The sequence below is a fragment of the Eggerthella sinensis genome (genome assembly GCF_003339815.1).
In the GTDB taxonomy this organism is placed as follows: Bacteria; Actinomycetota; Coriobacteriia; order Coriobacteriales; family Eggerthellaceae; genus Eggerthella; species Eggerthella sinensis.
This window is the reverse complement of sequence record NZ_PPTT01000027.1, coordinates 30600-57248: the sequence shown is the minus strand read 5'-3', so window position 1 is coordinate 57248 and position 26649 is coordinate 30600. Positions and strand designations below refer to the sequence as shown.

19 protein-coding genes are annotated in these 26649 nt (G+C 65.0%); 4 read left to right on the top strand and 15 right to left on the bottom strand.

Annotation, left to right across the window (positions count from 1 at the left end):
• Positions 1-1303, top strand: a 1303-nt coding sequence (locus C1876_RS13720; RefSeq protein WP_244910157.1) for an MFS transporter, incomplete at its 5' end; no start/stop codon positions are given.
• Between the two features lie 93 nt (positions 1304-1396).
• The gene (locus C1876_RS13715; protein ID WP_114547290.1) at positions 1397-2299 is read left to right on the top strand and encodes an NAD(P)/FAD-dependent oxidoreductase; all 903 of its coding nucleotides are present in this window, start codon (positions 1397-1399) and stop codon (positions 2297-2299) included.
• 59 nt (positions 2300-2358) lie between these two features.
• On the opposite strand, the gene C1876_RS13710 is transcribed toward C1876_RS13715, so the two are convergent.
• The 4 genes from C1876_RS13710 to C1876_RS13695 form a co-directional block, all read right to left on the bottom strand.
• Positions 2359-2772 carry a type II toxin-antitoxin system MqsA family antitoxin gene (locus C1876_RS13710; protein ID WP_114547289.1) on the bottom strand — a complete coding sequence of 138 codons (414 nt, stop codon included), beginning with the start codon at positions 2770-2772 and terminating at the stop codon, positions 2359-2361.
• 1 nt (position 2773) lies between these two features.
• Entirely contained in the window at positions 2774-3109 is a 336-nt protein-coding gene (locus tag C1876_RS13705; protein WP_114547288.1) for a type II toxin-antitoxin system MqsR family toxin, read from the bottom strand.
• 194 nt (positions 3110-3303) lie between these two features.
• A complete protein-coding gene (gene feoB / locus C1876_RS13700) occupies positions 3304-5847 on the bottom strand; it encodes a ferrous iron transport protein B (protein WP_114547287.1) in 2544 nt (847 codons plus the stop codon).
• A 123-nt stretch (positions 5848-5970) separates the two neighbouring features.
• Positions 5971-7491, bottom strand: coding sequence for a helix-turn-helix transcriptional regulator (locus C1876_RS13695; protein ID WP_158544697.1), 1521 nt, complete (start codon positions 7489-7491; stop codon positions 5971-5973).
• A gap of 208 nt (positions 7492-7699) precedes the next feature.
• Between C1876_RS13695 and C1876_RS13690 the strand changes: the two genes are divergently transcribed.
• Both C1876_RS13690 and C1876_RS13685 read left to right on the top strand, forming a co-directional pair.
• Entirely contained in the window at positions 7700-9994 is a 2295-nt protein-coding gene (locus tag C1876_RS13690; RefSeq protein ID WP_114547285.1) for an FAD-dependent oxidoreductase, read from the top strand.
• A 450-nt stretch (positions 9995-10444) separates the two neighbouring features.
• Positions 10445-10672 (top strand): hypothetical protein, encoded by a 228-nt coding sequence (locus C1876_RS13685; protein ID WP_114547284.1) that lies wholly within the window; start codon positions 10445-10447, stop codon positions 10670-10672.
• Positions 10673-10682: 10 nt separating this feature from the next.
• Here C1876_RS13685 and C1876_RS13680 read toward each other — a convergent pair whose 3' ends face one another.
• The 11 genes from C1876_RS13680 to C1876_RS13630 form a co-directional block, all read right to left on the bottom strand.
• Positions 10683-12089 carry a uracil-xanthine permease family protein gene (locus tag C1876_RS13680; RefSeq protein WP_114547283.1) on the bottom strand — a complete coding sequence of 469 codons (1407 nt, stop codon included), beginning with the start codon at positions 12087-12089 and terminating at the stop codon, positions 10683-10685.
• Between the two features lie 106 nt (positions 12090-12195).
• A complete protein-coding gene (locus C1876_RS13675; RefSeq protein WP_114547282.1) occupies positions 12196-14223 on the bottom strand; it encodes a YgiQ family radical SAM protein in 2028 nt (675 codons plus the stop codon).
• 116 nt (positions 14224-14339) lie between these two features.
• Positions 14340-15248 carry a DUF4013 domain-containing protein gene (locus C1876_RS13670; protein ID WP_114547281.1) on the bottom strand — a complete coding sequence of 303 codons (909 nt, stop codon included), beginning with the start codon at positions 15246-15248 and terminating at the stop codon, positions 14340-14342.
• Between the two features lie 178 nt (positions 15249-15426).
• On the bottom strand, positions 15427-15801 hold the full coding sequence (gene rplL / locus C1876_RS13665) for a 50S ribosomal protein L7/L12 (protein ID WP_114547280.1): 375 nt from the start codon (positions 15799-15801) through the stop codon (positions 15427-15429).
• Positions 15802-15889: 88 nt separating this feature from the next.
• A complete protein-coding gene (gene rplJ / locus C1876_RS13660) occupies positions 15890-16411 on the bottom strand; it encodes a 50S ribosomal protein L10 (RefSeq protein WP_114547279.1) in 522 nt (173 codons plus the stop codon).
• A gap of 518 nt (positions 16412-16929) precedes the next feature.
• Positions 16930-18870 (bottom strand): Tat pathway signal sequence, encoded by a 1941-nt coding sequence (locus tag C1876_RS13655; protein ID WP_114547278.1) that lies wholly within the window; start codon positions 18868-18870, stop codon positions 16930-16932.
• Between the two features lie 162 nt (positions 18871-19032).
• Positions 19033-21696 carry an aconitate hydratase AcnA gene (gene acnA, locus C1876_RS13650; protein ID WP_114547277.1) on the bottom strand — a complete coding sequence of 888 codons (2664 nt, stop codon included), beginning with the start codon at positions 21694-21696 and terminating at the stop codon, positions 19033-19035.
• Positions 21697-21705: 9 nt separating this feature from the next.
• Entirely contained in the window at positions 21706-22803 is a 1098-nt protein-coding gene (locus C1876_RS13645) for an isocitrate/isopropylmalate dehydrogenase family protein (protein ID WP_114547276.1), read from the bottom strand.
• 4 nt (positions 22804-22807) lie between these two features.
• Positions 22808-23413 (bottom strand): hypothetical protein, encoded by a 606-nt coding sequence (locus tag C1876_RS13640; RefSeq protein WP_114547275.1) that lies wholly within the window; start codon positions 23411-23413, stop codon positions 22808-22810.
• 202 nt (positions 23414-23615) lie between these two features.
• Complete coding sequence (locus C1876_RS13635) at positions 23616-24122, bottom strand: hypothetical protein (RefSeq protein WP_114547274.1); 507 nt, start codon at positions 24120-24122, stop codon at positions 23616-23618.
• Positions 24123-24182: 60 nt separating this feature from the next.
• Positions 24183-26429, bottom strand: a complete 2247-nt coding sequence (locus C1876_RS13630) for a transglycosylase domain-containing protein (protein ID WP_244910156.1) — start codon at positions 26427-26429, stop codon at positions 24183-24185.
• Between the last annotated feature and the right edge of the window lie 220 nt (positions 26430-26649).

Below are 26649 nucleotides of genomic sequence, written 5' to 3'. Positions count from 1 at the left end.
CCCCCGTACCCGCCCCCGTCTCGCACGAAGGATCGCCCGTCCCATGAAGAAAAGCCTCATCGCCCTCGCCACCGGATCGTTCGCGCTCGGATTCGCCGAGTTCGTGATGATGGGCATCCTGCCCGTCACGGCCGCGGGCCTGCACGTGAGCGTGCCCGACGCGGGCACCTTCATCTCCGCGTACGCCCTCGGCGTGTGCGTGGGCACGCTGTTCCTCGTGTTCGGACGCCGCGTACCGCCGAAGCGGCTGCTGCTCGGATTCGTGGCGCTCATCGTGGCGGGCAACGCCGCGGCGTCCCTCGCGCCGAACGCCGACGTGCTTGTGGCCGCGCGCTTCGTGTCGGGCCTGCCGCACGGCGCGTTCTTCGGCACCGCCACCATCGTGGCGAAGGAGTTGGCCGACCCCGGCCGCGAGGGTCGGGCCGTCTCCATCATGGTGCTGGGGCAGACCGTGGCGAACATGCTGGGCGTGCCCGGCGGCACGCTGCTCGCAAGCCTCGTGTCGTGGCGCGCGGCGTTCTTGTTCGTGGCGGTATGGGCCGTCGCGTCGTTTCTGCTCATCGTGCGCTTCGTGCCGCGCATCGCACCCATCCCCGACGCCGGGCTGGCCGGGCAGTTTCGCTTCCTGAAGAAGCCGGGGCCTTGGTTCGTCATCGGCGCCGTGCTGCTGGGCAACACGGGCGTGTTCTGCTGGTGGAGCTACGTGTCGCCCTGGCTCACGAGCGTCGGCGGCTTTTCCGCCGCAAGTCTGCCGCTGCTGCTCGTGCTGGCGGGCTTCGGCATGGTGGCCGGTTCGCTCGTGGGCGGGCGCCTGTCCGACCGCACCACGCCGGGCCGCATGTCCGCCGCCGGCCAGGCCATCGGCTGCGTCACCCTCACGCTCATCTTCTGGTTCTCGGGCTCGCAGGCAACGGCGGCGGGGCTCATGCTGCTGTGCTCGTTCGGCATGTTCTTCGTAGCCAGCCCGCAGCAGCTGCTCATGGTGAAGGTGGGGCGCGGCGGCGGTGAGATGATCGGATCGGCCTGCGTGCAGGTGGCGTTCAATCTGGGCAACGCCTTCGGCGCGATGATCGGCCAGGCCGTGCTCAACACGGGCGCGTCCTACGCCTGGCCGAGCCTCGCAGGCGTGCCCTTCTCGCTGGCGGCCGTCATGCTGCTCGTCGTGTTCGCCGTGCGCTACGAGCGCGCCTACCGCGCCGCGCCGGCCGGATGCGAAGCCGCGAGCGACCCCGATGTCGCCTACGCTGCGGGCTCGTCACTTCCCGCCCCCGCTTCCCTTCCCGAGCCTGCCCTCCAGCAATAAACCCTCCTTATGGATCAATAACAAACCGTTATTTTCTCTTTGCCGCGTAACGGGACTACAATACCCAGAAAGCCGCAAGCGAAAAGGAGCGTCATGTACGACATCATCATCGTAGGGGCCGGTCCCGCCGGCATCAGCGCGGGCATCTACGCCGTCAGCCGCGGGTGCCGCACGCTCGTGCTCGAGCAGAAGGCCGTCGGCGGCATCATCGGCGGCGTGTCCACCGTCACGCACTACGCCGGCATCATCGAGGGCGAAACCGGCGCCACGTTCGCCCAGCGCATGAAGGACCAGGCGCTCGAGGCCGGCGTCGACATCGTGTTCGAGCAGGTGACCAGCGCCTCGCTGAGCGGCGCGGTCAAAACCATCGTCACCGACCAGGGCACCTACGAGGCGGCGAACGTCATCCTCGCGAACGGCAGCACGCCGCGCACGCTCGGCATCCCCGGCGAAGCGGAGCTTGCCGGCAAGGGCTGCGGGCTCAACGCCGCGCGCGACGGCGAAGCCTATCGCGGCAAGAACCTCTACGTCATCGGCGGCGCGGACGGTGCGGTGAAGGAAGCGCTGCACCTCGCCCCGCTCGCGAACCGCCTCACCCTCGTGTGCGTGGAAGACGAGCTTGCCTGCATCGACGAATTCCGATGCAAGGTGGCGCACACGCCCACCATCGAGGTGCGCCCCGCTGCGCGTCTTGGCGCACTGCGCGGCACCGACCAGGTGGAGGAGCTCGACCTCGTCTCGCTCAAGGACGGCAGCGTGGAAACCATCGTCGATCCCGGCTGCGGCGTGTTCATCTACGCGGGCGCCACGCCGAACACGGCACTGTACGCCGACGAGCTCGCGCTGGAAAACGGCTACATCCCCGTCAACGAGCGCATGGAAACCGCCCTGCCCGGCGTGTACGCCGCGGGCGACATCCGCGTGAAGCAGGTGCGCCAGGTGGCCACCGCCGTCTCCGACGGCGCCATAGCCGCCATCAACGCCGCCGCCCGATAGGCACGCGCGCAGGTGCGCACGCATTGACGAGCGCGTGTAGCGCGCATCACCGATTCACGCTACACGCGCTCCACCCCATCCATGAGCTCAACGGCGATATCGGGATGGGCGCGCAACACGCGCATGAGCGTATCGGCCGTTCGATTCTGGAACACGCTGCCGTTCTCCCACCTGACCACCGTTTTCGGTCCAGCGCCGATCAGCTGCTCGAACTTCGCTTGCGATAATCCGAGCGACGTCCTGATCTCTCGCACTTCTTGGCCTGAAAGCAGACCGTGTTTGCTTTTGTACGCATCAACCGCCCAGCGATGAACCGAACGCGACGCCCCATCGGCGAAATACACCTCGCCACACGCTTCGCACATGCCGTGTTCGACATCGGGCACCGTGATGGACTCGCCCTTGACATCCCATTCGACCGGACCGCGCATATGCTCGATCGGCCCTCCGCATTCAACACATGTGCTCAGCATGTCACCACCCGTATCCCCATTCTTTACACGACAGCAGTACCAGTACGGCCGATTCTTCCTCCAACACGAACTTAAGGTAAAAGTCGCCCGAAAGCTCAGCGTCCTCATATGAGCAGCAGTACACGTCGGCCCACGAGCCTCCGGGCTTCAAGGGCGGCAGCGATTCTGCGAACTCTCCCGCTTCGAGCGAAAGGAGCATGTCCTTCGCTTTGCCAGGATCAAACCCATGACTGCGCAGCCAGCTCGTGCTTTTTTTCGTCTCGAAATAGCGGCCCTGCCCGACAAGGAGCTTCGCTATGGCAAGATCGTACGTCGGCGCGTTCTTCTTCATCATCATGGTAGCATCACGCTACCATTTACAGTGTAGGGGATTTTCATGGCTTCGTAAAGACCTAAGCCCACAACAGTCACCTCCGTACAGGATCGCGGCTGTCCTCCTCTAGGAGTTAGGGCTTCCAACCATATATAATAGAACTTTTGTTCGTCTAGTATAGCAAGGAAAAGGCCCTTGGGCAAGGGCCTTTCCAACGATTATCGTCCGCGCCTTGACAGCTCTTCGCGCGCGACGGCTTCTTCCAGGTCGGGGAGCGAACAGCCCTCGCATCCCTCGCACGACGAGCCGCATCCCGCCGGCTGCCCCCGGCGTCTCCGCATGCGCCGCAGCGCCAACACCACGAGCACGACCACCGCCGCACCCACCGCGAGCGTCCACGCATCGGCCGCGCCGCCTTCCAGCGCCAAGCCCACGCCGCGCACGACGAACGCCGCCACCCACGCCACGCCCAGCTGCCCGAACACCATGCCCAGCGCCCAGCGGCCGCCCAGCTCGCGCTTCACCGACGCGATGGCCGCCACGCACGGCGTGTACAGCAGGCAGAACACCAGCAGGCCGAGCGCCGCGAGCGGCGTGATGGCCGCCACGAGCGTCGCCGTCGACCCGAACAGCACCGACAGCGTGCTCACCACGCTCTCCTTCGCCATGAAACCCGTAACGAGCGCCGTCGAAATGCGCCAATCGCCGAACCCGAGCGGCGCGAACACCGGCGCGATCCACCCCGCCACCACGGCCAGGATGCTGTCATGCGAGTCGGCCACCACGTTCAGCCCGAAGTCGAACGTCTGCAAGAACCAGATGACGATGGTGGCGATGAAGATGATGGTGAACGCGCGCTCGAGGAAGTCCTTCGCCTTCTCCCACAGCATCTGCGCCACGTTGCGCGCGCTCGGCATGCGGTAGTTCGGCAGCTCCATGACGAACGGAACGGCCTCGCCCGAGAACATCGTCGAACGCATGAGCAGGGCCACGAGCACGCCCACCGCAATGCCACCGAAGTACAGCCCCACCATGACCGCGGCGCCGTTCGTCGGGAAGAAGGCGGCCGTGAAGAACGCGTAGATGGGCAGCTTCGCCGAACAGCTCATGAACGGCGTGAGCATGATGGTCATCTTGCGGTCGCGCTCGGACGGCAGCGTACGGCTGGCCATGACGGCCGGCACCGTGCAGCCGAAGCCCACGAGCATCGGCACGATGGACCGCCCCGACAGCCCGATGCGCCGCAGCAGCTTGTCCATGACGAACGCCACGCGCGCCATGTAGCCCGAGTCCTCCAACAGCGACAGGAAGAAGAACAGCGTGACGATGGTGGGCAGGAAGCTGAGCACGCTGCCCACGCCGTTGAACACGCCGTCGATGACGAGCGATTGCAACACCTCGTTCACCTGCGCGGCCGCAAGCCCCGACGCCACCACGTCGGTGAGCGCGGAGATGCCCGCGTCGAGCATCTCCGACAGCCACGCCCCCACCACGTTGAAGGTGAGCCAGAACACGAGCGCCATGATGGCGATGAACGCCGGGATGGCCGTGAACGGCCCGGTGAGCAGCTTGTCGATGCGCATGCTGCGCGCATGCTCGCGGCTCTCCTGCGGCTTCACCACCGTGGCTTCGCACACGCGGCCGATGAAGCTGAACCGCATGTCGGCGATGGCCGCCGAGCGGTCGAGCCCGCGTTCGGCCTCCATCTGCGCGATGATGTGCTCGAGCGCGTCCTTCTCGTTCTGATCGAGCTCGAGGCGCTCGAGCACCAGCTCGTCGCCCTCGGCCAGCTTGCTCGCGGCGAAGCGCGGCGGGATGCCCGCGCGCTCGGCATGATCTTCGATGAGCGCCATGATGCTGTGCAGGCACCGGTGCACGGCACCGCCGTGCTCGTCGGGCGCGCAGAAGTCCTGGCGCACGGGCGGTTCCTGGAAGCGCGCGACGTGCAGCGCGTGGTCCACCAGCTCGCCGATGCCCTCGTTTTTCGATGCCGAGATGGGCACGACGGGGATGCCCAGCAGCTTCTCCATCTCGTTCACGTGGATGGTGCCGCCGTTGCCTTCCACCTCGTCCATCATATTGAGGGCCAGCACCATGGGCATGCCCAGCTCCATGAGCTGCATCGTGAGGTACAGGTTGCGCTGGACGTTCGTGGCATCCACGATGTTGATGATGCCGCGCGGCTGCTCGTCGAGCAGGAAGCGGCGCGTCACCACCTCCTCGCTCGAGTACGGCGACATGGAGTAGATGCCCGGCAGGTCGGTGACCAGCGCCTCGGAATGCCCCTTGATGCAGCCGTCCTTGCGGTCCACCGTGACGCCGGGGAAGTTGCCCACGTGCTGGTTCGAGCCCGTCAGCTGGTTGAACAGCGTCGTCTTGCCGCAGTTCTGGTTGCCCACGAGCGCGAACGTGAGCGGCGTGCCGTCGGGCAGCGGATGCTCGCCGGTGCGGTCGTGGAACTTGCCGCCCTCGCCGAGGCCCGGGTGCGGCACGGGCTTGCTCACCGCAGGGACCTCGGGGGCGTCCGACGCGTTGCGCACGTCGGTGATGTCGATTTTCCGGGCGTCGTCGCGCCGCAGCGTCAGCTCGTAGCCGTGAATGCGCACCTCAAGCGGGTCGCCCATCGGCGCATGCTTCACCATGGTCACGTCGGCCAGCGGAATGATGCCCATATCCAGAAAGTGCTGCCGAAGCGACCCCTCGCCGCCCACGGCAGCCACCGTGGCCGTGCTGCCGATCGGCAGATCGTTTAGCGTTGTCAACGCGTCTCTCCTCGCGCCGGCAGGACGACCCCTTCGCCCCACCGCAGTTGCTCGTCTAGTGTTCGAGAACCATGGTACCGCGAAACGCCCCGTTCCGCACGCAAAAGTTTTCCATGGTGAACGTCAGGAGCGATCCCCGTCCACGAGGTCGATGAGATCTTGACGGCTGTGCACGTCCATCTTCTTGTACACGCTGCGCAGATGGCTCTGCGTCGTGTTGAGCGACACGTAATGGAGCTCGGCGATGCGCTTGGCGCTGTAACCCTTGAAAAACAGGTACGCCGTCTCGCGCTCGCGCTTCGTCAAGTCGAAGCGCGCCGCGATCTCGTCGAAACGAAGCTCGTCGTCCGTCTCATCGGCCTCGCCTTCGGTACCCTCCGCCACTTCGTCGCGCACGCCCTCGTTCAGTCCCTTCAACGCAAGCGAGCTCATGATCAAAAACGTCGACACGGCGATGGTGGCACCGGCAGCAAGCGCAAGCACGCCGATCCAGCTTTCGGCAGAAGCGCTCACCGCGAGAAACGCCGCGGGCAGCACACCGTATCCCACCAGGTAGGAAACCGTTTCGGGCACCACGAGCAACAGCAGGATGGCCCGCCCCGCATCGTCGCGGCGCGTGCAGGCCACCACGATGAACATGAACAGCTCGAGACACGTTTTCGCCGCGGCAATCGTGCCCAGCCCGAACTGAAACGCCGAGGGAGAATCGGGGAACAGGAACAGGATGACGAGCCCCGACACCACGCCGCCCACCAACACCGCCCAGCCCAGGAACGCGAAGCGGCTCATACCCGCGGCGAACAGGCACACCGACATGATGACCGCCAACTCGGCAACCGTGATGAAGTGCTTGACGTACAGCGTGGAGCCGTCGCTTCCCACGTACAGCAGATCGCTCACGCCCTTGATGCATACGATAAGGGCAAGCAGCAGCACAAGCACGGCCACCACGCTTCTCGGCACCTGCGCTGCGACGCTCCCCTGCTCGTTCGCGGGTGCGCCCGGCACGGACGACGCAGCCTCAGGGTCAGCCTCGCGCACGCGCGGTGCGAACAGCAGGCAGAGCGCCGAGCACGCCGGCGAGATGACCACGAGCGCTTCGAACCGGGGGATCTGCAGGGAAAACGCCAGCGACACGACGAAGCTCGCCAGCGAGGAAAGGCACAGCACGTACACGAGCCGCTTCGGGTCCTGTCGGGCCACGAGGCGGCACACGCGCACCCAGGCAACGCTTTGCAGCACGAAAGCGAACGACAGCACCACCAGCGTCAGGCCGTCGAGACCGATATGAACCGGCGTGAGGGGCGCATCCGCGCCCTTGAGAACCACCATCGCACACGACAGCAACGACGAGAGCAAACCAACGCCCACCACGAACGGCGTCCGCGCCGCACGTGCACCGCGGGCTCCCGCAATCAGCAAGAGCAATCCGAACACAAGCGTCACCGCGTAGAACAGCGTGACGGGAGACACCGTCGACGCGGCGTCGAACGGCACGAGCGCCGAAGCGTACGAGGGCAGCATGTTCGCAAGGTTGGTGTAGCGAAACAGCTGCCAGAAAAACGCCATACCCAAGCCCACCGCGACGAGCGCGCGACGATCCTGCGCCGTCGGCCGCGCGGCGCCTTGATGCTCCCCTGCCATCGTCCGCCCCCTTTCGCATCCTCCGTCTTGCAGTATAGCGAAAGTCCCTCCGCACGGCAGCACGCATGCGGCACCGAAACGGCCCGTCACACCCGAATTCATCACTCAGTGATGAGGCCCCGCACGCGATCCATCACTCAGCGAGGAAGACGAGCGGAGCCTCGGCAACGACAATCGTCTCAGAGTTCAACACCCGAAGGAGGAAACCATGAACGATCAAGAAGCCATCCCGAGCGAGGGGAACGCATTCAGCAGGAGGAGCTTCGTGCAGGGCGTCGCCAGCATCGCCGGGCTCGGCATCCTGGGAGCGGGCGGCGTCTTCTCGCTCGCCGGCTGCACGCCGGGCAAGGCCGAGGCCAAGGGCGCGGTCAGCTTCACGCCGGGCACCTACACCGCCGCAGGCGCGGGCAAGCACGGCGACGTGACCATCGAGGCCACGTTCAGCGAAACGAGGATCGAAGCCATCAAGGTGGTCTCCCATGCCGAGACCGACGACATCAGCTACGTTCCGCTCAATGTTTTACCGCAGGTCATCATCGAATCCCAAAGCGTTTCGGTGGATACGGTATCGGGCGCAACCCTCTCGTCGCAGGCAATCATCACCGCCGTGTCGGACGCCGTCAAGCAGGCGGGCGCTTCGCCGAAAGACCTTCCCGATTTCGACGCTTCCGCATTCGAGCAGCACATGACAGCGGGCACCTACACCGGCGAAGCGTACGGCAAGTGGAAAGCGGGCAGCATCGAGGGCGAGCGCTTCGGCTGCCCGGCCGTCATCGAGCCGCTGACCGTGGACGTGACCGTCGACGAAACCAGCATCAAGAGCGTCGAGGTAACCTCGTGCTCCGATACCCCGGGCTTCTTCGAGCCGGCGGTGGAACGTATGCCGCACGACATCGTGGAACGCCAATCGCTGCTCGTCGACACCGTCACCGGCGCCACGCTCACCGCCGCGGCCATTTCCGCCGCATGTGCGAAAGCGCTCGAGCAAGCCGGCGCCACCATGGCGGGCTTCGCGAAAGCCACGCCCCGCGTCGAGAACGAGGAGGCGTACGATGCCGACCTCTGCATCGTCGGCGCCGGTGCAGCCGGATCGACGGCCGCGCTCAAGGCCGTCGAAGAAGGACTCTCGGTCGTCATCCTGGAAAAGACCGCGCGCATCTCAGGCGAGGGCTCGTGCGCCACGGGCGCGCTCGCCGTGGGAAGCAAGCTCGACGAGGCCGTAGGCAACCACGTGACGGTGGACGAGGTGTTCACGTCCATGATGGACTACTATTATTGGCGCACCGACGCGAGCCTCACGTACAACGTGTTGTCCCACTCCGGCGAGATGATCGACTGGCTGCAAGACCATTGGGAGCAAACCGGCCAGAAGGGTTTCTCGGCGCCGAAGGCCACCAGCGGCACGAGCATCGCGCACGACTACGGGAAGGGTCGCGAGAAGTTCCAGGTGCTCTGGGACACGTTCATCACTCCCGCCGGGGCCACCCTGCTCATGAGCACGAAAGCCGAGGAGCTCATCGTCGAGGACGGCGCCGTCGCCGGCGTGAGAGCCACCAAGCAGGACGGCACTGCCGTGACCGTGCATGCTCGCAGCGTTCTCGTATGCACCGGAGGGTTCGGCGGCAACCCCAGCATGCAGCGCGAGATACTGGGGACGTCCGACTTCTACCTGAACGGCGTTGCCAGCAACACCGGCGACGGCATTGCCATGTGCCGCCAGGAAGGCGCCGTGCTGTCCAACGACGTCTCGCCGCACCTTGCGGAGTTCTGCAGCAACGACGTGCTCGACTTCTACGCCGGCTACATGAAGTTCCTCAACCAAGCCGGGTTCCTCATGCTCGACCCCTCGGGCAACCGCTACATGAACGAGACGTTCTGCATCACGCACGCGCTGGCACGCGGCGCCTCGGGCATGCGACGCGTCGGGTCGAGCTACATCATCTTCACCCAAGCCGATTTCGACAAGCTGCTCACGAGCGGCGTGCACGACGTGCTCGGCGAGGATATCATCGCCGAGTACAAGATGCGCGAACGCATCCTCGTGCCGTCGTACTACACGCTGCAAGACGAGATGGACGCCGCCATCGCGCACGGGCAGGCGTGGAAGGCCGACACGCTCGAGGAGCTTGGCGAACAGGCCGGGTTCGATCCCACGACGTACGAGCGTACCCTGTCCGACTACCAGGCGGTCATCGCTTCGGGAACCGACACCCTGTTCGGCAAGCGATCCGAGCTGCTGCACCCGCTCGACGAGGGCCCCTTCTACGCCGTGCGCGTGGTCTCGCCCATCGACGGCACGTACAACGGCATCAAGGTGAACGACCATCTGCAAGCCATCGGCAAGGACAACGTGCCGTCCCCGGCCGGCCTGTTCGTGGCCGGACAGGACAGCGGCGGATACTTCTCCTACCCCTATACCGACTACGTGGGAGCCACGTGCGGCTACGCCTTGACCAGCGGCATGATGGCGATCGAGTACATCAAGGAATATTTGGGAAAGTAGCGCATGGCTCCCCTCATCGCGAACAAATGTTTCACGTGAAACATCGTGCGGAAGGCGCCCGGGCATAGAAAAAGCGGAGGGAATAGGGGGGATTCCCTCCGCTTGCAAGCGCGACGGATAGCCAGACGAGAGGAGCTTCCGCCGCCGGGTAAGCATTTCGGCAGTCGATCGCGGTGCGCGCTGCGCTTCGTGGTCCGCGCTTGGTGCGTGGAACCTGGTGCTTGCGTCGCGCCCATCGCCCGGTTCGGTTGCCCTCCCCGTCCGCTTTGCGTTTCGCTCGCTCCGCTTTCGATGAAAGTTATACTAAGCTAACACCTCACGGCATGCAACCGAAGTTAACCTAGGCATACAATTTCTTCACAATCGGCATCGTACACGTGCCGAGCCTTTAAGGAATCTTTGAAAACGCTCCGTATTCTGTATCCATCGACCAGAACAGGAGCTCCCCCCATGACCATCATCACCCGCACGCTCGCCACCCTGCTCGCTACCGTCGTCATCGCCTTCGGCAGCCTGGCCGGCTGCACGGCGCAGGGCGACAACCTGATGCCCTGCGCCCTCGATCCCTCAAACGCCGCACGCTTCTACGGAGAAGTCCGCGCCCTCGCGGACACGGACTTCTCTCAAGCCATCGCCGTCGAAGTGGACGGCGTATTCTATCAAGCGTTTGCCCGCTAGGCCGCCGGCCCTACCCGTTCTGGGCGCGCAGCCCCTCGAGGTCGCCTTCGAGCGGCAGGGGGCCGTCGAGCTCCACCTCGTCCGCGTCGTCGGCGCCGAAGGCGTCCTCATGCCCCGGCAGGATCATGTTCAGCACGATGCCCACGATGGAGCCCACCGCCAAGCCGGACAGCGAGATGGTGACCTCGCCCACGGGCACGACGATGGCACCGGCGGTGCTGTACGCAATGCCGAGCGACAGCACGAGGATGAGCGCCGCGATCAACACGTTGCGGCTCTTCATGAAGTCGACGTGGTTCTCCACGAGGTTGCGGATGCCCACGGCGGAAATCATACCGTACAGCACGAGCGACACGCCGCCGATGACGCAAGCCGGCATGGCCGCGATGACCGCCGCGAACTTCGGGCAGAACGAGAACGCGATGGCGAACAGCGCCGCAATGCGGATGACGCGCGGGTCGAACACCTTCGTGAGCGCGAGCACGCCCGTGTTCTCGCCGTACGTGGTGTTCGCCGGCGCGCCGAACAGCGACGCGAAGATGGTGGCCAGGCCGTCGCCGAGCAGCGTGCGGTGCAGGCCGGGCTCGGCGATGTAGTTGCGGTTGCAGGTGGAGCTGATGGCGGACACGTCGCCGATGTGCTCGATCATCGTGGCGAACGCGAGCGGCATGATGGTGATGATGGCCGTGATGGCCAGACCGGTGTCGAAGTTCGCCCCGAAAATGGAGAACACCGTATCGTTCCACGTGAACGGCATGCCGATCCAGGCGGCCTCGGCAACGCCCGTGAAGTCGACGGCGCCCGCGGCGGAGGCCACGACGTAGGAGCCCACCACGCCCAGCAGGATGGGGATGATCTTGATCATGCCCTTGCCCCAGATGTTCGCGATGACGATGATGGCGATGGCCACAAGCGCGATGGGCCAGTTCGTCGACGCGTTCGTGATGGCCGAGCTGGCCAGGATGAGGCCGATGGAGATGACGATGGGCCCGGTGACCACGGGCGGGAAGAAGCGCATGACGCGCGTCGGGCCGAACACCTTGAACAGCGCCGACAGCACGAGGTACAGCAGGCCCGCGCAGGCCACGCCCAGGCAGGCGTAGGGCAGCAGGTCGGCCTCGCCGTTCGGCGCGATGGCCGCGTAGCCCGCGATGAACGCGAACGACGAGCCGAGGAACGCGGGCACCTTCCCCTTCGAGATGAAGTGGAACAGCAGCGTGCCCAGGCCGGCGAACAGCAGCGTTGCCGAAACGGACAGGCCGGTCAGCGTCGGCACCAGGATGGTGGCGCCGAACATGGCGAACATGTGCTGCAGCCCGAACAACGCCATTTTCGGCTTGCCGAGCGTGCGTGCATCGTAGATTGCTTCCGGGCTGTCTTGAGCCCCCATCGTCGGCGTCGCTTTGCTCTCGCTCACGTGATACCCCTTGTCTTGTCGAGCCTTCGCCTGATCGGCCGCCCGACCCCAGGAGCACCCGGGCTAACCGGTAGTATTTTGCCACAAGACGGGGCGCCGTGCGGCATCAATGCCGACGAGACGCCTTACTTTTCGCCCGGGAACCCCCGCCGGACGGCCCGCCCGCCGTCGGGCGCCCCTTCCCCGCCGGCTTCGAGCCCGGCTTGCCCGCGGGTTTGCCCGGCTTCGCACCCGGCTTCCCCGCCTTCGGCGCGGGCTTGCTCGGACGGGCGTTCTTCCCGCTCGACGCGGGCTTCCGCCCACCGGCTCCCTTGCCGCCGGGAGCGCCCTGCCCCTGCGGGCGCAGCAGGCACTTCGGGCCGAATCCCACCAGATCCATGCGTCCCGCACGCCGCAGCGCCTCCAACACGAGCTCGCGGTTCTTCGGATCGCGGTACTGGATGAGCGCGCGCTGCAGCGCCTTCTCGTGCGGGCTCTTCGGCACGTACACGGGTTGCATGGTGCGCGGATCGACGCCCGTGAAGTACATAGCTGTGGACATGGTGGAGGGCGTGGGGTAGAAGTCCTGCACCTGCTCGGGCATGTAGCCCAAGTCGCGGCAGTATTCCGCCAGCTCGATGGCCTCGTCGAGGGTCGAACCCGGGTGCGACGACATAAGGTACGGCACGAGGTACTGCTTCATATCCAGCTGCTCGTTGATGCGCGCGTAGCGCTCGGAGAAGCGCTGGTACACGAGGTTGCGCGGCTTGCCCATCACCGACAACACGGCGTCGGACACGTGCTCGGGCGCCACTTTCAGCTGGCCGCTCACGTGGTGGGCACACAGCTCCCGCAGAAACGTCTCGCCGTTCTCGCGATCGGCCAGCGCGTAATCGAAGCGGATGCCCGAACGCACGAACACCTTCTTCACGCCCGGCAGCTTGCGCAACCGACGCAGCAAGCCCAGGTAGTCGCTGTGATCGGCGTTCATCTGCTTGCAGGGCTCGGGGTACAGGCAGCGCTTGTTCGGGCACGCGCCGTGGGTGAGCTGCTTGGCGCAGGCGGGCGCGCGGAAGTTCGCGGTCGGGCCGCCCACGTCGTGGATGTAGCCCTTGAAATCGGGCTCGTCGATGATGAGCCGCGCCTCGTCCACGAGCGAGTCGTGGCTGCGCGTCTGCACGATGCGCCCCTGATGGAAGGTGAGCGCGCAGAACGAGCATTCGCCGAAACACCCGCGGTTGCTCGTCAGGCTGAACTTCACTTCCTTGATAGCCGGAATGCCGCCGGCGGCCTCGTACATCGGGTGGTAGGTGCGCGCGTACGGCAGGCGGTACACCGCGTCCATCTCGGCCTGCGTGAGCGGCGCGGCCGGCGGGTTCTGCACGACGAACTCGTGGTCGGAGTACGGCTCGACCAGGCGCTTGCCGGTGAACGGATCGCTGTTGCGATACTGCACGGCGAAGCTGCGCGCGTACTCCAGCTTGTCGTCCTGCATGGCGGCGAACGACGGCAGCGTCTCGGCGTCGTAGACGTGCTCGAGCGACGCGGCACGAAACACCGTGCCGTCGATGAACGTGAGGTCTTCAACCGCGAGCCCGGCGTTGAGCGCATCGGCGATCTCGACGACGGAATGCTCGCCCATGCCGTACGACACGAGGTCGGCGCCCGCATCCAACAGGATGGAGCGCTTGAGCTTGTCGGACCAGTAGTCGTAATGCGCGAGGCGCCGCAGGCTCGCCTCGATGCCGCCCAGGATGATGGGGGTCTTCTTGTACGTGCGCCTGATGAGGTTGCCGTACACGACGGCCGCATGGTTCGGGCGCTTCCCCGCCTCGCCGCCGGGCGAGTACGCGTCCGTGCGGCGGCGCTTCTTCGCCACCGAGTAGTGGTTCACCATGGAGTCCATGTTGCCGCTCGACACGAAGAACCCCAGCCGGGGCTCGCCGAACACGGTGACCGACGCAGTGTCGTTCCAGTCGGGTTGCGCGATGACGCCCACCTTGTAGCCGTTCGCCTCGAGCAACCGCGTGATGATGGCCATGCCGAAGGACGGATGATCGACGTACGCGTCGCCCGACACGAACACGAAATCGACCTGCTCCCAGCCGCGCTCAAGCATCTCCTCGCGCGTCACCGGCAAAAACGCCGCGTCCATGGCACCCACCTTCCCGTCTTGGTTGTCGCTTCGAGTCTACCTTAACGCAGCAAGGCCTCCGCAGCACAATGCCGCGGAGGCCCAAAATCGCACAACAACCAGCGGTACGAACGCGCTCAGCCCTGCATCGGCGGCTGCCCGTACGGCGGCTGCTGCGTGGGCGGTTGCGCGAACTCGAACGGCATCGGGTCGTCCTGCCCGCGCCACGACGGCACGTCGAACTGACGCGTCCAGTAGCCGAGCGCACGCACGAGCATCATCTCGACGAACACGCTCATGACCATAGCAAGCACGCAGTAGAGCGCCACCAGCACCAGCACCACGCCGCTCGTTGCGGCAATGACGCCCCACACGGCGGCGTCGGGATGCGACGCCTGTAGGTTCATGTTGCCGCCCGTCATCATAAAGCCCACGAACAGCCCGATCAGGATGATGAAGAACATGAGGATGGACGCGATGATGCCGATGCCGATGCTCAGCAGGATCACCATGCCCAAGATGCGCACGAGCCCGCCGAAGTCGTGGCGCATCATGGCCCAGATCTTGTTGAACTGGAAACCGGCGCCCAAGCGGCCGTACACGCTCATGCGCATGGAACCCACCCACGAGAACAGCGTCGCGAAGAACGCGGCCGCCATGATGACGAGGGAGAAGATCGTGGTCGACAATCCCACGGCCAGGAAGATGCCCCCATGGGAGCGCCCCGACCAGGCCGTGCCCACGCCCGTGACGACGCCCCACACCACTTCGAGCACCCACGGTGCCAGCATGCAGACGAAGCCGATGACCAGCACGAAGAACCCGCGGCTGTACAGCTTGCCGTCTTCGTTGCCGAAGATGTGCTTCGGCAGGGGCGAATGCACGTTCCAGGCGATGTCGCGCGCCCACCCGTACAGGTAGCCCGCGACCACGATCCATCCGAAGATGGGAATAAGGCTGATCAGCGACAACAGGACAAGTTTGCCGAACCAACCGGGAGAATTCTTGATGTCGTGCCAAGCGGCGCTGAAGTAACCGGTTTGCATAGTGACCTTCTTCTCGTTCGTGTTTGGCACTTACTATAAGCGCGGCCCTGCGCCAGCGTACGTTTCGTTGCCATTCCGTCAGTAAGGTGCAATAGACCTGAACAGAGAGAGACCCCCAGCATCTGGGGGTCTCTCGGAATCAAGCAGATTCGATAGTCGTCAGACCAGCGAAACCAAGTTACTTGATGGTGACGGCAGCGCCGGCTTCCTCGAGCTTGGCCTTGACTTCCTCGGCCTTGTCCTTGTTCACGCCCTCCTGGATGGCCTTCGGAGCGCTCTCGACCAGTTCCTTGGCCTCCTTCAGGCCCAGGCTCGTGATCTCGCGGACAACCTTGATGACAGCGATCTTGTTGTCGCCAAAGCCCTCGAGCACGACGTCGAACTCGGTCTGCTCTTCAGCAGCAGCGGCCTCGCCGGCCGGAGCGGCAGCCATCGCCACGGGGGCGGCGGCGGAAACGCCAAACGTCTCCTCGATGTCCTTCACCAGTTCAGAAGCCTCGAGCAGGGACATCTCCTTGAGGGCCTCAATGATCTCTTCGCGAGTAACAGCCATGTTCGTTTCCTTTCAAAGTGGTCGGGCCTTCCCGACCGGTATATTCATTCGTTATGCGGCAGCGCTCGTCACGCCGCCGTTGCTGCATTTACGCAGCGTCCTTCTGATCGGCCACAGCCTTCGTGACCTGTGCCAGACCGCGCGGCACGCCGTTGAGCGCGACAGCGAGGCCACGGGCGACACCGGAAATAGCGCCGGCGATCTGAGCAAGCAGCTCTTCGCGAGACGGCAGCGAAGCGATAGCCTCCACCTGTGCGGCAGAAACCTCTTCACCTTCCATCAAGCCACCCTTGATCTCCAGGTTCTGGTTGGTCTTGGCGAACGTCTTCACGGCCTTCGCGGCAGCAGCCACGTCGGTACCGGCGAACACGAATGCGCTCGGACCCTCCAGCATCGTGTCGAGCGTGGGCAGGTTCGACTCTTCCAGTGCGATGTGCATGAGGGTGTTCTTGTACACCTTCAAGGTCGCGCCAGATTCGCGGACGGCCGCGCGCAACGCCTGGATGTCTTTCACCGTCAGGCCGCAGTAGTCCACGACCCACACAGCGGAAACGCCCTCCAGATCTTCCTTGATCTTGGTAAGCATCTCTTGATTCTTTGCGTTGGGCATGTAGTACACCTCCTTCTTCTCAAACTCGGGTTCCGCCCCTTGCGGGTGGGATCGTCGCTTGAGAACAAGAAACGACCCCCGCCGTCTCTCAACAGCAGGGGTCGTCAAAGCGCGAAACTTATCAGAACCACCTCGGCGGGCCGCATTCCTGCGATTAAACCTCACGGTACCAACTGTCTTGGGCAGCGGAACAATCTAATGTCCATGCTTCCGAAGAAGCAACTGTCTTATTGTATCCCTTCAGCGATGGGTGTCAAGCGTTTCGAGCGCTCTTTTTGCCCCCCCCTTATGGCGCGGCAGGGGCGCTTCCTCCCCCTTATGGCGCGGCAGGGGCGCACGGGTCCGCACGTCAAAGGCCGCGCCGATCGCACGCCACAAGCGTAACGAATCGGCGCGGCCCTCTCTCACAAACCGCCTATCACTCCCCGCGCCAAAGAGCGGGGATCACCCATCGTTCCCCCGCCAAAGGGCGGAGGGAGCGTCCATCACCCCCGCGCCAAAGGGCGGGGGCGTCGAACCTATACGGTGTTGCCCTTGGCGTCGGCGGTGGCTTCGGCTTCTTTCTCGGTTTCCTTGGCGGAGCTTTCGGCTTCACCGGTGTTCTTGCCGGTCGTGCTCGGCTTTGCGCTGAGGATCTCTTCGACGGGGCTCGTCGGCTCGGCCTCGACGTACTTGAACGAGATGGTGTCGCCTTCCTTGTACCCGACGATCTCGATGAGGCCCGGCAGCGCGAAGTCGTAGATGCCATCGCCCTCGGCAAGCGTCACGTAGAAGTGCGAGTTGCCCTCCACCACCGCTTGCGCGATGTGGTCGATGGTGCCCTGCATCTCAAGCGAGCCGATATCGCCGGCGTCGCCTGCGGCCACGCCGTTCGTGGCAAGCAGCGCCTGGTAGGCCTTCTGGCACTCGGCCACGGTGTTGCCCACGGCCACGTTCTGGTAGCGCTGGATGTCGAGCATGGCGAACTGCTTCACCAACCCCGCATCGTCCTTCAACGCCATGAAGTACGTCGGCTGTCCGGACACGTTGATGAGCAGCGGGAACGTTGCCTGATAGCGCAGGTTCTGCACCTGGCCCTCGGCCGACTGCATGGCCGATTCCTCGGTGGCGCCCGCCACCGAGTAGAAGTGCGACTCGGCCGTGCGCTGGTTGATCAGCACGAAGCCCACGATGGAGTTGTCCGCCGTGGCCGAGGTCACGCCCGTGTACACCCACACGTCGTCGTCCTTGGCGATGTAGTTGTAGCCCAGGTTGCCATCGGTGCCCGGCGTGGTCTGCACGACGCCCTGCTGACCGAGGAACGAGTTCAGCCAGCCGTCCTTGTACTTGCCGGACCAGTTGTACTGCTCAAGCAGCAGATCGGTGGGATACGCATGGTCCACCCACTGCGGCACGTCCTCGATGGCCAGGTCCTGCGTCTCGCCCGTGGTGGCATCCACCATGACCACGCGCTGGATGGTGGTGCCGCCGAACAGGCCGATGGTGCGCGACTGCACGGGGCAGATCCACCACGGATGGCCGTCGTCGTCGATCTCGAACGACTTCTGGTCGAACATGTAGAACGGGTAGCTCAGCTGCACGTGACGGTCGATGTTGCGCGCGAGCGGCTCGGACTCCGAGTAGTGGATGGGGTTGTCGTCGAGGCGCACGATTTCCGCATCCTGAGTGGTCATGTTCACGAGCGCGTACGCCGGGATGCCGCCGTCGCGGTTCGTGAACCACTTGAACAGGTCGGCGTAGCTCAGCGGGCTCACGCGCACCGGCGCACCCTGGTAGTTGATCTGGCTGTACAGCGGCGATATCTCGAACTGGCTGACGAAGTCGGGGATGGAGCCCATCTCGCGGTTGCCCAACAGCACGGCCGAAGCGCGGTCGATGACGGGGATCTCCGAGTAGTTCACCTCTTTGATGTCGTCGGCGAACGTCTCGGTTTCCGTCTGCAGCACGTTGGCGTACTTCTCGGCGTTGCCCGGGAACACGGACAGCGACGCCACCGCGCCCAGCACGCCGATCACGGCAACGAGCACCGGCAAGAACGACGCCCACTTGAACGCCTTGGCCTTGCCCGCGTTCGGCTCCACCTTGCCCGAGCCCGTGCGGTAGCTGTGCGACTTGCTCCAGAACAGCAGGAACAGCGGCAACAGGATGAACACCGCGACGAACATCCAGGTGTCGGTGCTGTGGATGTTGATAGGCGGATGGAACCACCAATAGGCTGCGAGCCCGATGACGATGATGACGATGGCGGCCACGATGAGGGCGCGCTTGCCCCACGACGCCATGCGGTCGGCGAACGGGATTTCCACGTTCACGTGCGGCGGCTGGGAACCTCCCCCGTTGCCCGAACGTCCCGCGCCTTCATGCGGAGCCTCGCTGTCGGCATCGAACCGACCGTCGACGTTGACCCCTGATTGCTTGAGCGCTTCGATCAGCGCATCGAAACCGGATGTCTGTTTCACGGCATCCCTTCCAATCTCTCCCACCAATAAAAGTACTACTATACACCAAAGCGCCCGATTGCTCAGAGCAACCGGGCGCCGCCGTTACCTTCTCTTTACACAACAATCCCGCCGCGATTCGCGCAAAGCGCGAAAACAACCTCGCCGGCTGGCGCTCGTGCGTCAGCCGATCAGCTGACGCAACACAAAGGGCAAAATGCCGCCGTGCTCGTAGTAGCGTCCTTCGGTGGGCGTGTCCACGCGCACGGTTGCCTTGAACGACACCGTCGTGCCGTCGGCGCGCTCGGCCACCACGTCGGCTACGCGCGGCGCGGGCAGGCCTTCCGAGAAGTCGATGGGCGCCACGGTATAGCGCTCCGACCCGTCGAGACCCAAGGTCTCGGCGCTCTCCCCTTCTTGGAACTGCAGCGGCAGGATGCCCATGCCGATGAGGTTCGACCGATGGATGCGCTCGAAGCTCTCGGCGAACGCGGCGCGGATGCCCAGCAGCGCCGGGCCCTTCGCCGCCCAGTCGCGCGACGAGCCGCTGCCGTACATCTTGCCCGCCACCACCACGAGCGGCACGCCGGCAGCCTCGTAGTCCATGGCCGCGTCGAACAGCGGCAGCACTTCGCCCGTGGCGAAGTCGCGCGTCCAGCCGCCCTTCTTCCCCTCGGCCAGCTTGTTCTGCAGCTTCACGTTGGCGAATGTGCCGCGCATCATCACCTCGTGGTTGCCGCGACGCGCGCCGTACGTGTTGAAGTCGGCCGGCGTCACGCCGCGCTCCTCGAGGTAGCGCGCCGCCGGGGAATCGGCCGCGATGGAGCCGGCGGGCGAGATGTGGTCGGTGGTGATGAAATCGCCCAGCAGCGCGAGCGCGCGGGCCGCTTCGATGGGCACGGGCGCGGAAGGCTCGCGGCCCATGCCGTCGAAGTAGGGCGCACGGCGCACGTAGGTGGATGCGTCGTCCCAGGTGAACGTGTCGCTCGCCTCGCTGCCGAGCGCCTGCCAGGCGGCGTCGCCGTCGTAGAGGCCGCGCGTGCCCTCCTCGTAGAGCGCACGGTCGACATGCGCCGCAACGAGCGCGGCGATCTCCTCGTCGGTCGGCCAGATGTCGGCCAGGTAGACGGGCGTCCCGTCGGCACGCGTGCCCAGCGCGTCGTGCTCGAGATCCACGTCCATGGTGCCCGCCAAAGAGTAGGCGATCACCGTCGCCGGGGCGGCCAGGTAGTTCTGCGACACGTCGGGCGAGATGCGGCCCTCGAAGTTGCGGTTGCCCGACAGCACGCTGGCCAGCTCGATATCCTCCGCAACAGCGTGCATCTCGTCGCGGATGGGGCCCGAGTTGCCGATGCAGCTCATGCAGCCGAAACCGCACGTGTAGAAGCCCAGGGCGCGCAGGCCGTCCAGCAGCCCGGCGCGCTCGAGCAAGAGCTCGGTTGCCTTGCTGCCGGGCGCGAGCACGCACTTCACCCACGGCGCGGGCGTCAAGCCGGCATCCGCGGCCTTCTTCGCCACGAGGCCCGCCGCCAGCATCATGGACGGGTCGGTGGCCGTCGTGCAGCTGGTGACCGCCGCGATGGCCAGCGCGCCATGGGTGAGCTCGGCAGCTTCGCCGCCCAGGTCGACGGTCACGTGCTGCTGCAGGTCGAGCCCGCGCTCGGCGCACACGGCGCGGAAACGCTCCTGAGCTTCGGCGAGCGGGATGCGGTCGTGCGGGCGCGACGGGCCGGCGATGGAGCGCTGCACCGCGCCCAGGTCGAACTCGATGACCTCGGCGTACGTGCGCGCGGGAGCGGCGGGGTCGTTCCAGAAGCCCTGCGCCTTCGCGTAGGCTTCCACGAGCGCCACCTGCTCCTCCGAGCGGCCGGTGAGGCGCAGGTACGCGAGCGTCCGATCGTCCACCGGGAACAGCGTGCAGGTGCTGCCGTACTCGGGCGTCATGTTGGAGATGCACGTGCGCTGCGTGGCGCTCAAGCTCGCAAGGCCGGGGCCGAAGCATTCCACGAAGCAGCCGACGACGCCCTTCGAGCGCAGGATCTGCGCGAACGTCAGCGCCACGTCCATGGCGCACACGCCTTCGCCCAGCTCGCCGGTCAGGCGCACGCCCACCACCTTCGGCACGAGCGTCGTGATGGGCTGGCCGAGCGCCGCGGCCTCGGCCTCGATGCCTCCCACGCCCCACCCGAGCACGCCGATGCCGTTGGCCGTGGGCGTGTGGCTGTCGGTGCCCACGAGCGTGTCGAAGTACGCCGTGCGCCCATCGCCGTCGGTCTCGGAGGTCATCGCCACGTGTGCGAACTGCTCGATGTTGAGCTGATGGCAGATGCCCGCTCCTGGCGGCACGATGCGCACGTTCTCGAAGGACTCCTGCGACCACTTCAAGAAGTCGTAGCGCTCCTTGTTGCGCGAGAATTCCAGGTCCATGTTCTGCTGCAGCGCGCCCGCGCAGCCGGCCACGTCGGCAATCACCGAGTGGTCGATCACGAGGTCGCACGGAATCTGCGGGTTGATCTTCGTCGGATCGCCGCCCAGCTCGGCGCAGGCCTCGCGCATGACCGCGAAGTCCACGAACACGGGCACGCCCGTGAAGTCCTGAAACAGCACGCGCGCCGGCGAGAACTCGATCTCGCTGCCCACCGCGCCCGCACGGCCCGCTTCCACGATGCGCGCGGCCAGCTCTTCGGCCAACGCAGGGTCCTCGACGTTGCGCAGCACGTTCTCGAGCAGCACCGTCAGCGAGTACGGCAGCTCTCCGGAGCCGGGAACGGTCGAAACCGGGTAGTAGGTGTACGATGCGCCGTCGACGTCGAGCGTCGAAGCGAACCTGCTGTTCTCTTGCGTCATTACCTCTCCTTAGTCCAACGTTACGATAGCCGCGATGAGGGCATCGGTGAATTCCGTACAGCTTGCCGCCGGCCGATCCGAGCGGGTTGTTCTGCGAATGTCGCCCGTGAGGTGCGCTCCCTCGGCGTACACGAGGCGCACCGCACGGCGGATGCGCTCCGCCGCGTCGCATGCGCCCAGATGGTCGAGCATCATGGCGGCCGAGAGAATCTCGGCGGTGGGGTTGGCCTTGTTCTGGCCGGCGATGTCGGGGGCCGAGCCGTGCACGGCCTCGAACACGGCGTACTCGTCGCCGATGTTCGCGCCCGGCGCGATGCCGAGCCCGCCCACGAGGCCCGCGGCCAAGTCGCTCGCGATGTCGCCGTACAGGTTCGGGAACACCACCACGTCGAACGGGGTGGGGTCCACCACGAGGTTCATGCAGCACGCGTCGATGATGCGGTCCTCGAACGCCACCTCGCCCGCATACTCCGCCGCCACCTCGCGCGCGACACGCAGGAACAGGCCGTCGGAGTGCTTCATGATGTTGGCCTTGTGCACCGCCGTCACGAGCGAGCGCCCGTGCTTCCGCGCGTACTCGAACGCGTAACGCACGATGCGATCGGACCCCGTCACCGAGACGGGCTTGATGGAAATGCCGGAGTCGGGGCGGATGGAGCCCGCACCCTCCTCCTCGCAGAACGCGATGAGCTTGCGCGCGGCTTCCGACCCCTCTTCGAATTCGATGCCCGCGTACAGGTCCTCGGAGTTCTCGCGCACGATGACGAGGTCCACGCCGTCGTAGCGTCCGCCCGCTCCGGGGATGGACAGCACGGGGCGCAGGCACACGTACAGGTCGAGCGCCTTGCGCAGGGCCACGTTCACGCTGCGGAACCCTGTTCCCACCGGCGTGGTGATAGGGCCCTTGATGGCCACCTTCGTGCGCTTGACCGCTTCGATGGTGGCCTCGGGCAACGGCGTGCCGTACTCGTCCATGAGATGCGCGCCGGCTTCGGCCACTTCCCATGCGATGTCGGCCCCGCTCGCTTCCACCACGCGCTGCATGGCCGCCGACGTCTCCGGCCCGATGCCGTCACCGGGTATGAGGGTCACGGTATGGCGGGTCATGGCGCTACTTCTGCACGTTGTCGACGATTTGCTGCGCGCGGCGCTTGAGCGCGCCCTTGCCGTTCGAGGCGTCGAACGCCATGCGCGCGCCCAGCTCGTCCTTCACGGACGGCGCCAGCTTGCCCGCCGAGAAGTCGATGACCGCCGTCAGCATGTCCTGGAACTCAAGGTCGCCGTGGTAGCACTGGATGGCCTCGTCGATGAGGGGCCAGACGCGCTCCGAGCGATTCTCCGTCGTGGAGCCCAGCTTGCAGATGAAGCGCATGGCCGCGAGGCGCACCGGGCCGCTTTCCTCGTCGAACAGGGCCGTCTCGGCACCCGGCACCGCCTTGTCGCAGGCGCGGGAATCGTGATCGACCAGCGTCGTGAGAATGTCGAGGCACTCCCAGCGCGTTTGCGCTTCGGGTCGATTGAGGGCGTCCACCACGGAGGCGCCGAACGGCACCATGAGATCAGGGTGATCCTTGGCGAAGAAGGACAGCGCCGCGGCGGCGTTTTGGCGATCTCGCCTCGACGGCCCCGACAACGCATCCACCAGTTGCTTGAATTTGCGCTCATTGCCGAACGCTTCCTCGGCAATACCCCGTGCGCCCTGAGTCTTTTCGCTCACCAGACCGTTCCTCCGTCCTCATGTGGGAAAACAGATACTCTGCTCCATTGATATTATACCCTTCGCCGCATAAGCCCCCGATTGCAAGCGCAGAATTAACACGACCGACCCAATCGGCCGGACGCGAGGTCGCGCCCACGAAAAAGCGGCAGCCCGAGGGCCGCCGCTTCGAAAGACGATCGTGAGACGCGTGCGCGCGAGGCTACTTCGGCAGCTCGGTGGCCTTGTTGTCGCCCGACTGCAGCTTGCCGATGCCTTCGTCGTACTGCTTCTTGATGTCCTGGATGCGCTGGTCGTACGTGGAATAATCGAACGGCTGGTCCTCGGTGGCGCTGTCGATTTCCGTGTACAGCTCGATATAGGAGTTGAGCGCGTCCTTGAGGTCGTTCGAGCCGTCGACGTACTCCGCCTGGATGTCCTTGAGCGCGTCGGGCACGTCGATGTTGTTCAGGTCGTCGATGGCCTTGAAGGCGTTGTCGGCCTGCGTGCGCATGCCCACCACGTCGCCGCGGGACACCGCGTCGGTGAAGCTCTCGAGACGCGTTTTCAGGTCGTCCATCGACTGGTTGACCTGGGTCATGTACTGGCGATTCTCGGACTGCTGCTGCGTCGCGGCCGTGTCCTGCTGCGCGCACCCGCCCAAAGCGGCAACCATCAAGACGCCCGCGCACACCGCGACCACAGCCTTGACGAATCTCGTATGTTTCATTCCTAACCTGCTCTCTAGCATCTGATATTCGTTGAAGAAGTATAGTACCGGCGCGCGGCCTTATGCTGCAAAGGTGCCGCGGGTGTACCAAAACGGTTGCCTAGTCCACAAATCTAGCGACAAGGAAGCGGTTGAGGGCGTCGGCGTCGGGGTTGGATCAGGGTCAGGATCCGGCTTGGGGTCCGGCGTCGGCGTGGGATCCGGATCCGGCTCAGGATCGGGCGTCGGTGTGGGATCGGGCGTCGGCGTTGGCGTGGGCGAAGGCGTGGGATCGGTTTTGCCTTCGTCCTTCTTGGTGGTGTTGTCGGTGCTCTTCTCGTCGTCCTTGTCGGCATCGTCCTTCGTGTTCGTGTTCTTGTCGGTCGAGCTCGAGGAGTAACCGCCGATCTTGTACGTGGAATCGGAGAAGGTCTTGTACGCCGGATCGGAGGCCGTCGGGAAGTCCTCGGTCGGCTGCCCCTCCAATACGTCCGTCATGAAGTTGCGGAACACGTCGCCCGCACCCACGTGCGCAGGCAGCGTTTCGGCATTGGTGGGATCGCCCAGCCAAATTGCCACCGACATCTGCGGGGTGATGCCGCAGAACGTGATGTCTTTATACAGGGTGGAGGTACCCGTCTTGGCGGCCACCGCCTGGCCGTTCGGCAGCGCGGCTTCCGTGCCGGTGCCGTCGGCGGAGTTCACGACGGTCTTCATGACCTCGGTGGCCGCGTAGGCAACCTCGGGCGAGATGACCTGCTCGCTCTTCGTCTTCGATAGCTCGGTATCGGGCGTGCTGTTGTCCACCACGACCTCGCCCCTCGAGTTCGTGATCGTCTCGATAGGCGTGGGGGTGACGCGTACGCCGCCGTTCGCGATGACCGCGTAGGCGCTGGCCATGTCGAGCATTGTCACGTTCGATTGGCCGAGCGTGAGCGACGGGTTCGCTTCAAGCGTCGAGGTGATGCCCATCTTCTTGGCGGTGGCAATCACCTTGTCGATGCCGAGTGCCATCTCGAGCCGCACGAAGCCCGTGTTCGACGACTTCGCGAACGCGCGCTGGATGCTGATGGTGCCGTAGTTGTTGTTGTCGATGTTCTGCAGCGCATTCGCGCCGGTGTATTCCGTGTTCGGAATGTTCGACGGCGACGAGCAGTCCACCATCGTCTGCGGGTTGATGCCCGCCTCGAGCGCCGCGACGAGCGTGAACACCTTGAAGGACGAACCGCACGGGCGGCCCGGATTCGCCACGCCCACCTCGCCGGTCGCAAGGTTGAGCTTGTTGTTCTCCCAGTCGTCGCCGCCCACCATGGCGCGGATGAAGCCCGTCTCGGGATCGATGGCAACCAACGAACCGTTGATGGCGGGATCGAGCGAATCGCGCTTCTCGCGAATGGCGGCTTCGGCCTCCTCCTGCGTGCTCACGTCGAGCGTCGTCTTGATGGTGAGACCGCCCTTGAAGATTTCGTCCTCGGAGTAGCGGTAGTCGCCGTTCTCGTCCGTGAGGATGGTCTTCACGTAGCTGGCGAAGTACGGGTACTGCTCCATGCCGTCAACCGTGGTTTCGGTCGGATTGGTCTCGAGCGGGGCCGCCTGCGCTTCATCGTGCTCCGCCTGGGTGATGACGCCGTTCGACAGCATGCGGTCGAGCACGACGTTGCGGCGCGCGATGCAGTTCTCGCCGTTGTTGTAGAAGGGGTTGTTGTACGTCGGCGACTGCGGGATGCCGATGAGCGTGGCGGCCTCGACGAGCGTGAGCTCGGAGGCGCTCTTCGAGAAGTAGCGCTGCGCCGCGGCCTCGATGCCGTAGGCGCCCGAGCCGTAGTTGATGGTGTTGAGGTACATGAGCAGGATCTCGTCCTTGGAGTACTGCTCCTCCATCTTCACGGAGAGGTACATTTCGCGCACCTTGCGCTTGAACGAGATGTCGGTCATCTCGTCGGCGAGGATGGTGTTGCGCACGTACTGCTGCGTGATGGTGGACGCGCCCTCTTTGCCCGAACCGGTGAGGTTCACGTACACGGCGCGCGCGATGCCGGCGAGGTCGAAACCGCCGTGCTCGTAGAAGCGCTCGTCCTCGGTGGCAACGGTGCCCTGCTTGACGTAGTCGCTGATCTCGTCGAGTTCGACGGGGTCGCGGTACTCAACCTGGAAGCGCGCGAGCACCGTCGTTCCATCGGAGGCGTATACCACCGACGGCAGCGACGAGTTGAGTTGCCCCGCATCGGAGACGTCGAAGTCGTCGAGGTCGCCGATCCATGACTGCCCGAGGGCGTAGACGCCCGCGCAGCCTGCTGCGATAACGGCCACAATGACCGTGATAACCATGAGAACGCCGATGGACGGATGCTTTTTTTTGATCCCCGGCCGATTCTTTATCGAACGTGAAGCCACGTGTCACCTCCAAAAAAACTTCGCTCATTGTATCATCGGGACGTTGTCCCCCATGAAACAACACAAGTTTGTTGGAAAAAGGTCACAACGAGAAATGCCCGGTCGGAGGCTCAAAACACCGTTGAAACAAGCGGGGTGCGCGCCGTTCGGCCCG

Bases quoted from the DNA above. Each gene is read 5' to 3' on its own strand.
- C1876_RS13690 (WP_114547285.1), top strand. From the start codon at position 7,700: ATGAACGATCAAGAAGCCATCCCGAGCGAGGGGAACGCATTCAGCAGG.
- C1876_RS13670 (WP_114547281.1), bottom strand. From the start codon at position 15,248: ATGCAAACCGGTTACTTCAGCGCCGCTTGGCACGACATCAAGAATTCT.
- C1876_RS13630 (WP_244910156.1), bottom strand. From the start codon at position 26,429: ATGGTTATCACGGTCATTGTGGCCGTTATCGCAGCAGGCTGCGCGGGC.
- rplJ (WP_114547279.1), bottom strand. From the start codon at position 16,411: ATGCCCAACGCAAAGAATCAAGAGATGCTTACCAAGATCAAGGAAGAT.
- C1876_RS13715 (WP_114547290.1), top strand. From the start codon at position 1,397: ATGTACGACATCATCATCGTAGGGGCCGGTCCCGCCGGCATCAGCGCG.
- rplL (WP_114547280.1), bottom strand. From the start codon at position 15,801: ATGGCTGTTACTCGCGAAGAGATCATTGAGGCCCTCAAGGAGATGTCC.
- C1876_RS13675 (WP_114547282.1), bottom strand. From the start codon at position 14,223: ATGGACGCGGCGTTTTTGCCGGTGACGCGCGAGGAGATGCTTGAGCGC.
- C1876_RS13645 (WP_114547276.1), bottom strand. From the start codon at position 22,803: ATGACCCGCCATACCGTGACCCTCATACCCGGTGACGGCATCGGGCCG.
- acnA (WP_114547277.1), bottom strand. From the start codon at position 21,696: ATGACGCAAGAGAACAGCAGGTTCGCTTCGACGCTCGACGTCGACGGC.
- C1876_RS13685 (WP_114547284.1), top strand. From the start codon at position 10,445: ATGACCATCATCACCCGCACGCTCGCCACCCTGCTCGCTACCGTCGTC.
- C1876_RS13710 (WP_114547289.1), bottom strand. From the start codon at position 2,772: ATGCTGAGCACATGTGTTGAATGCGGAGGGCCGATCGAGCATATGCGC.
- C1876_RS13695 (WP_158544697.1), bottom strand. From the start codon at position 7,491: ATGGCAGGGGAGCATCAAGGCGCCGCGCGGCCGACGGCGCAGGATCGT.
- C1876_RS13635 (WP_114547274.1), bottom strand. From the start codon at position 24,122: ATGAAACATACGAGATTCGTCAAGGCTGTGGTCGCGGTGTGCGCGGGC.
- C1876_RS13705 (WP_114547288.1), bottom strand. From the start codon at position 3,109: ATGATGATGAAGAAGAACGCGCCGACGTACGATCTTGCCATAGCGAAG.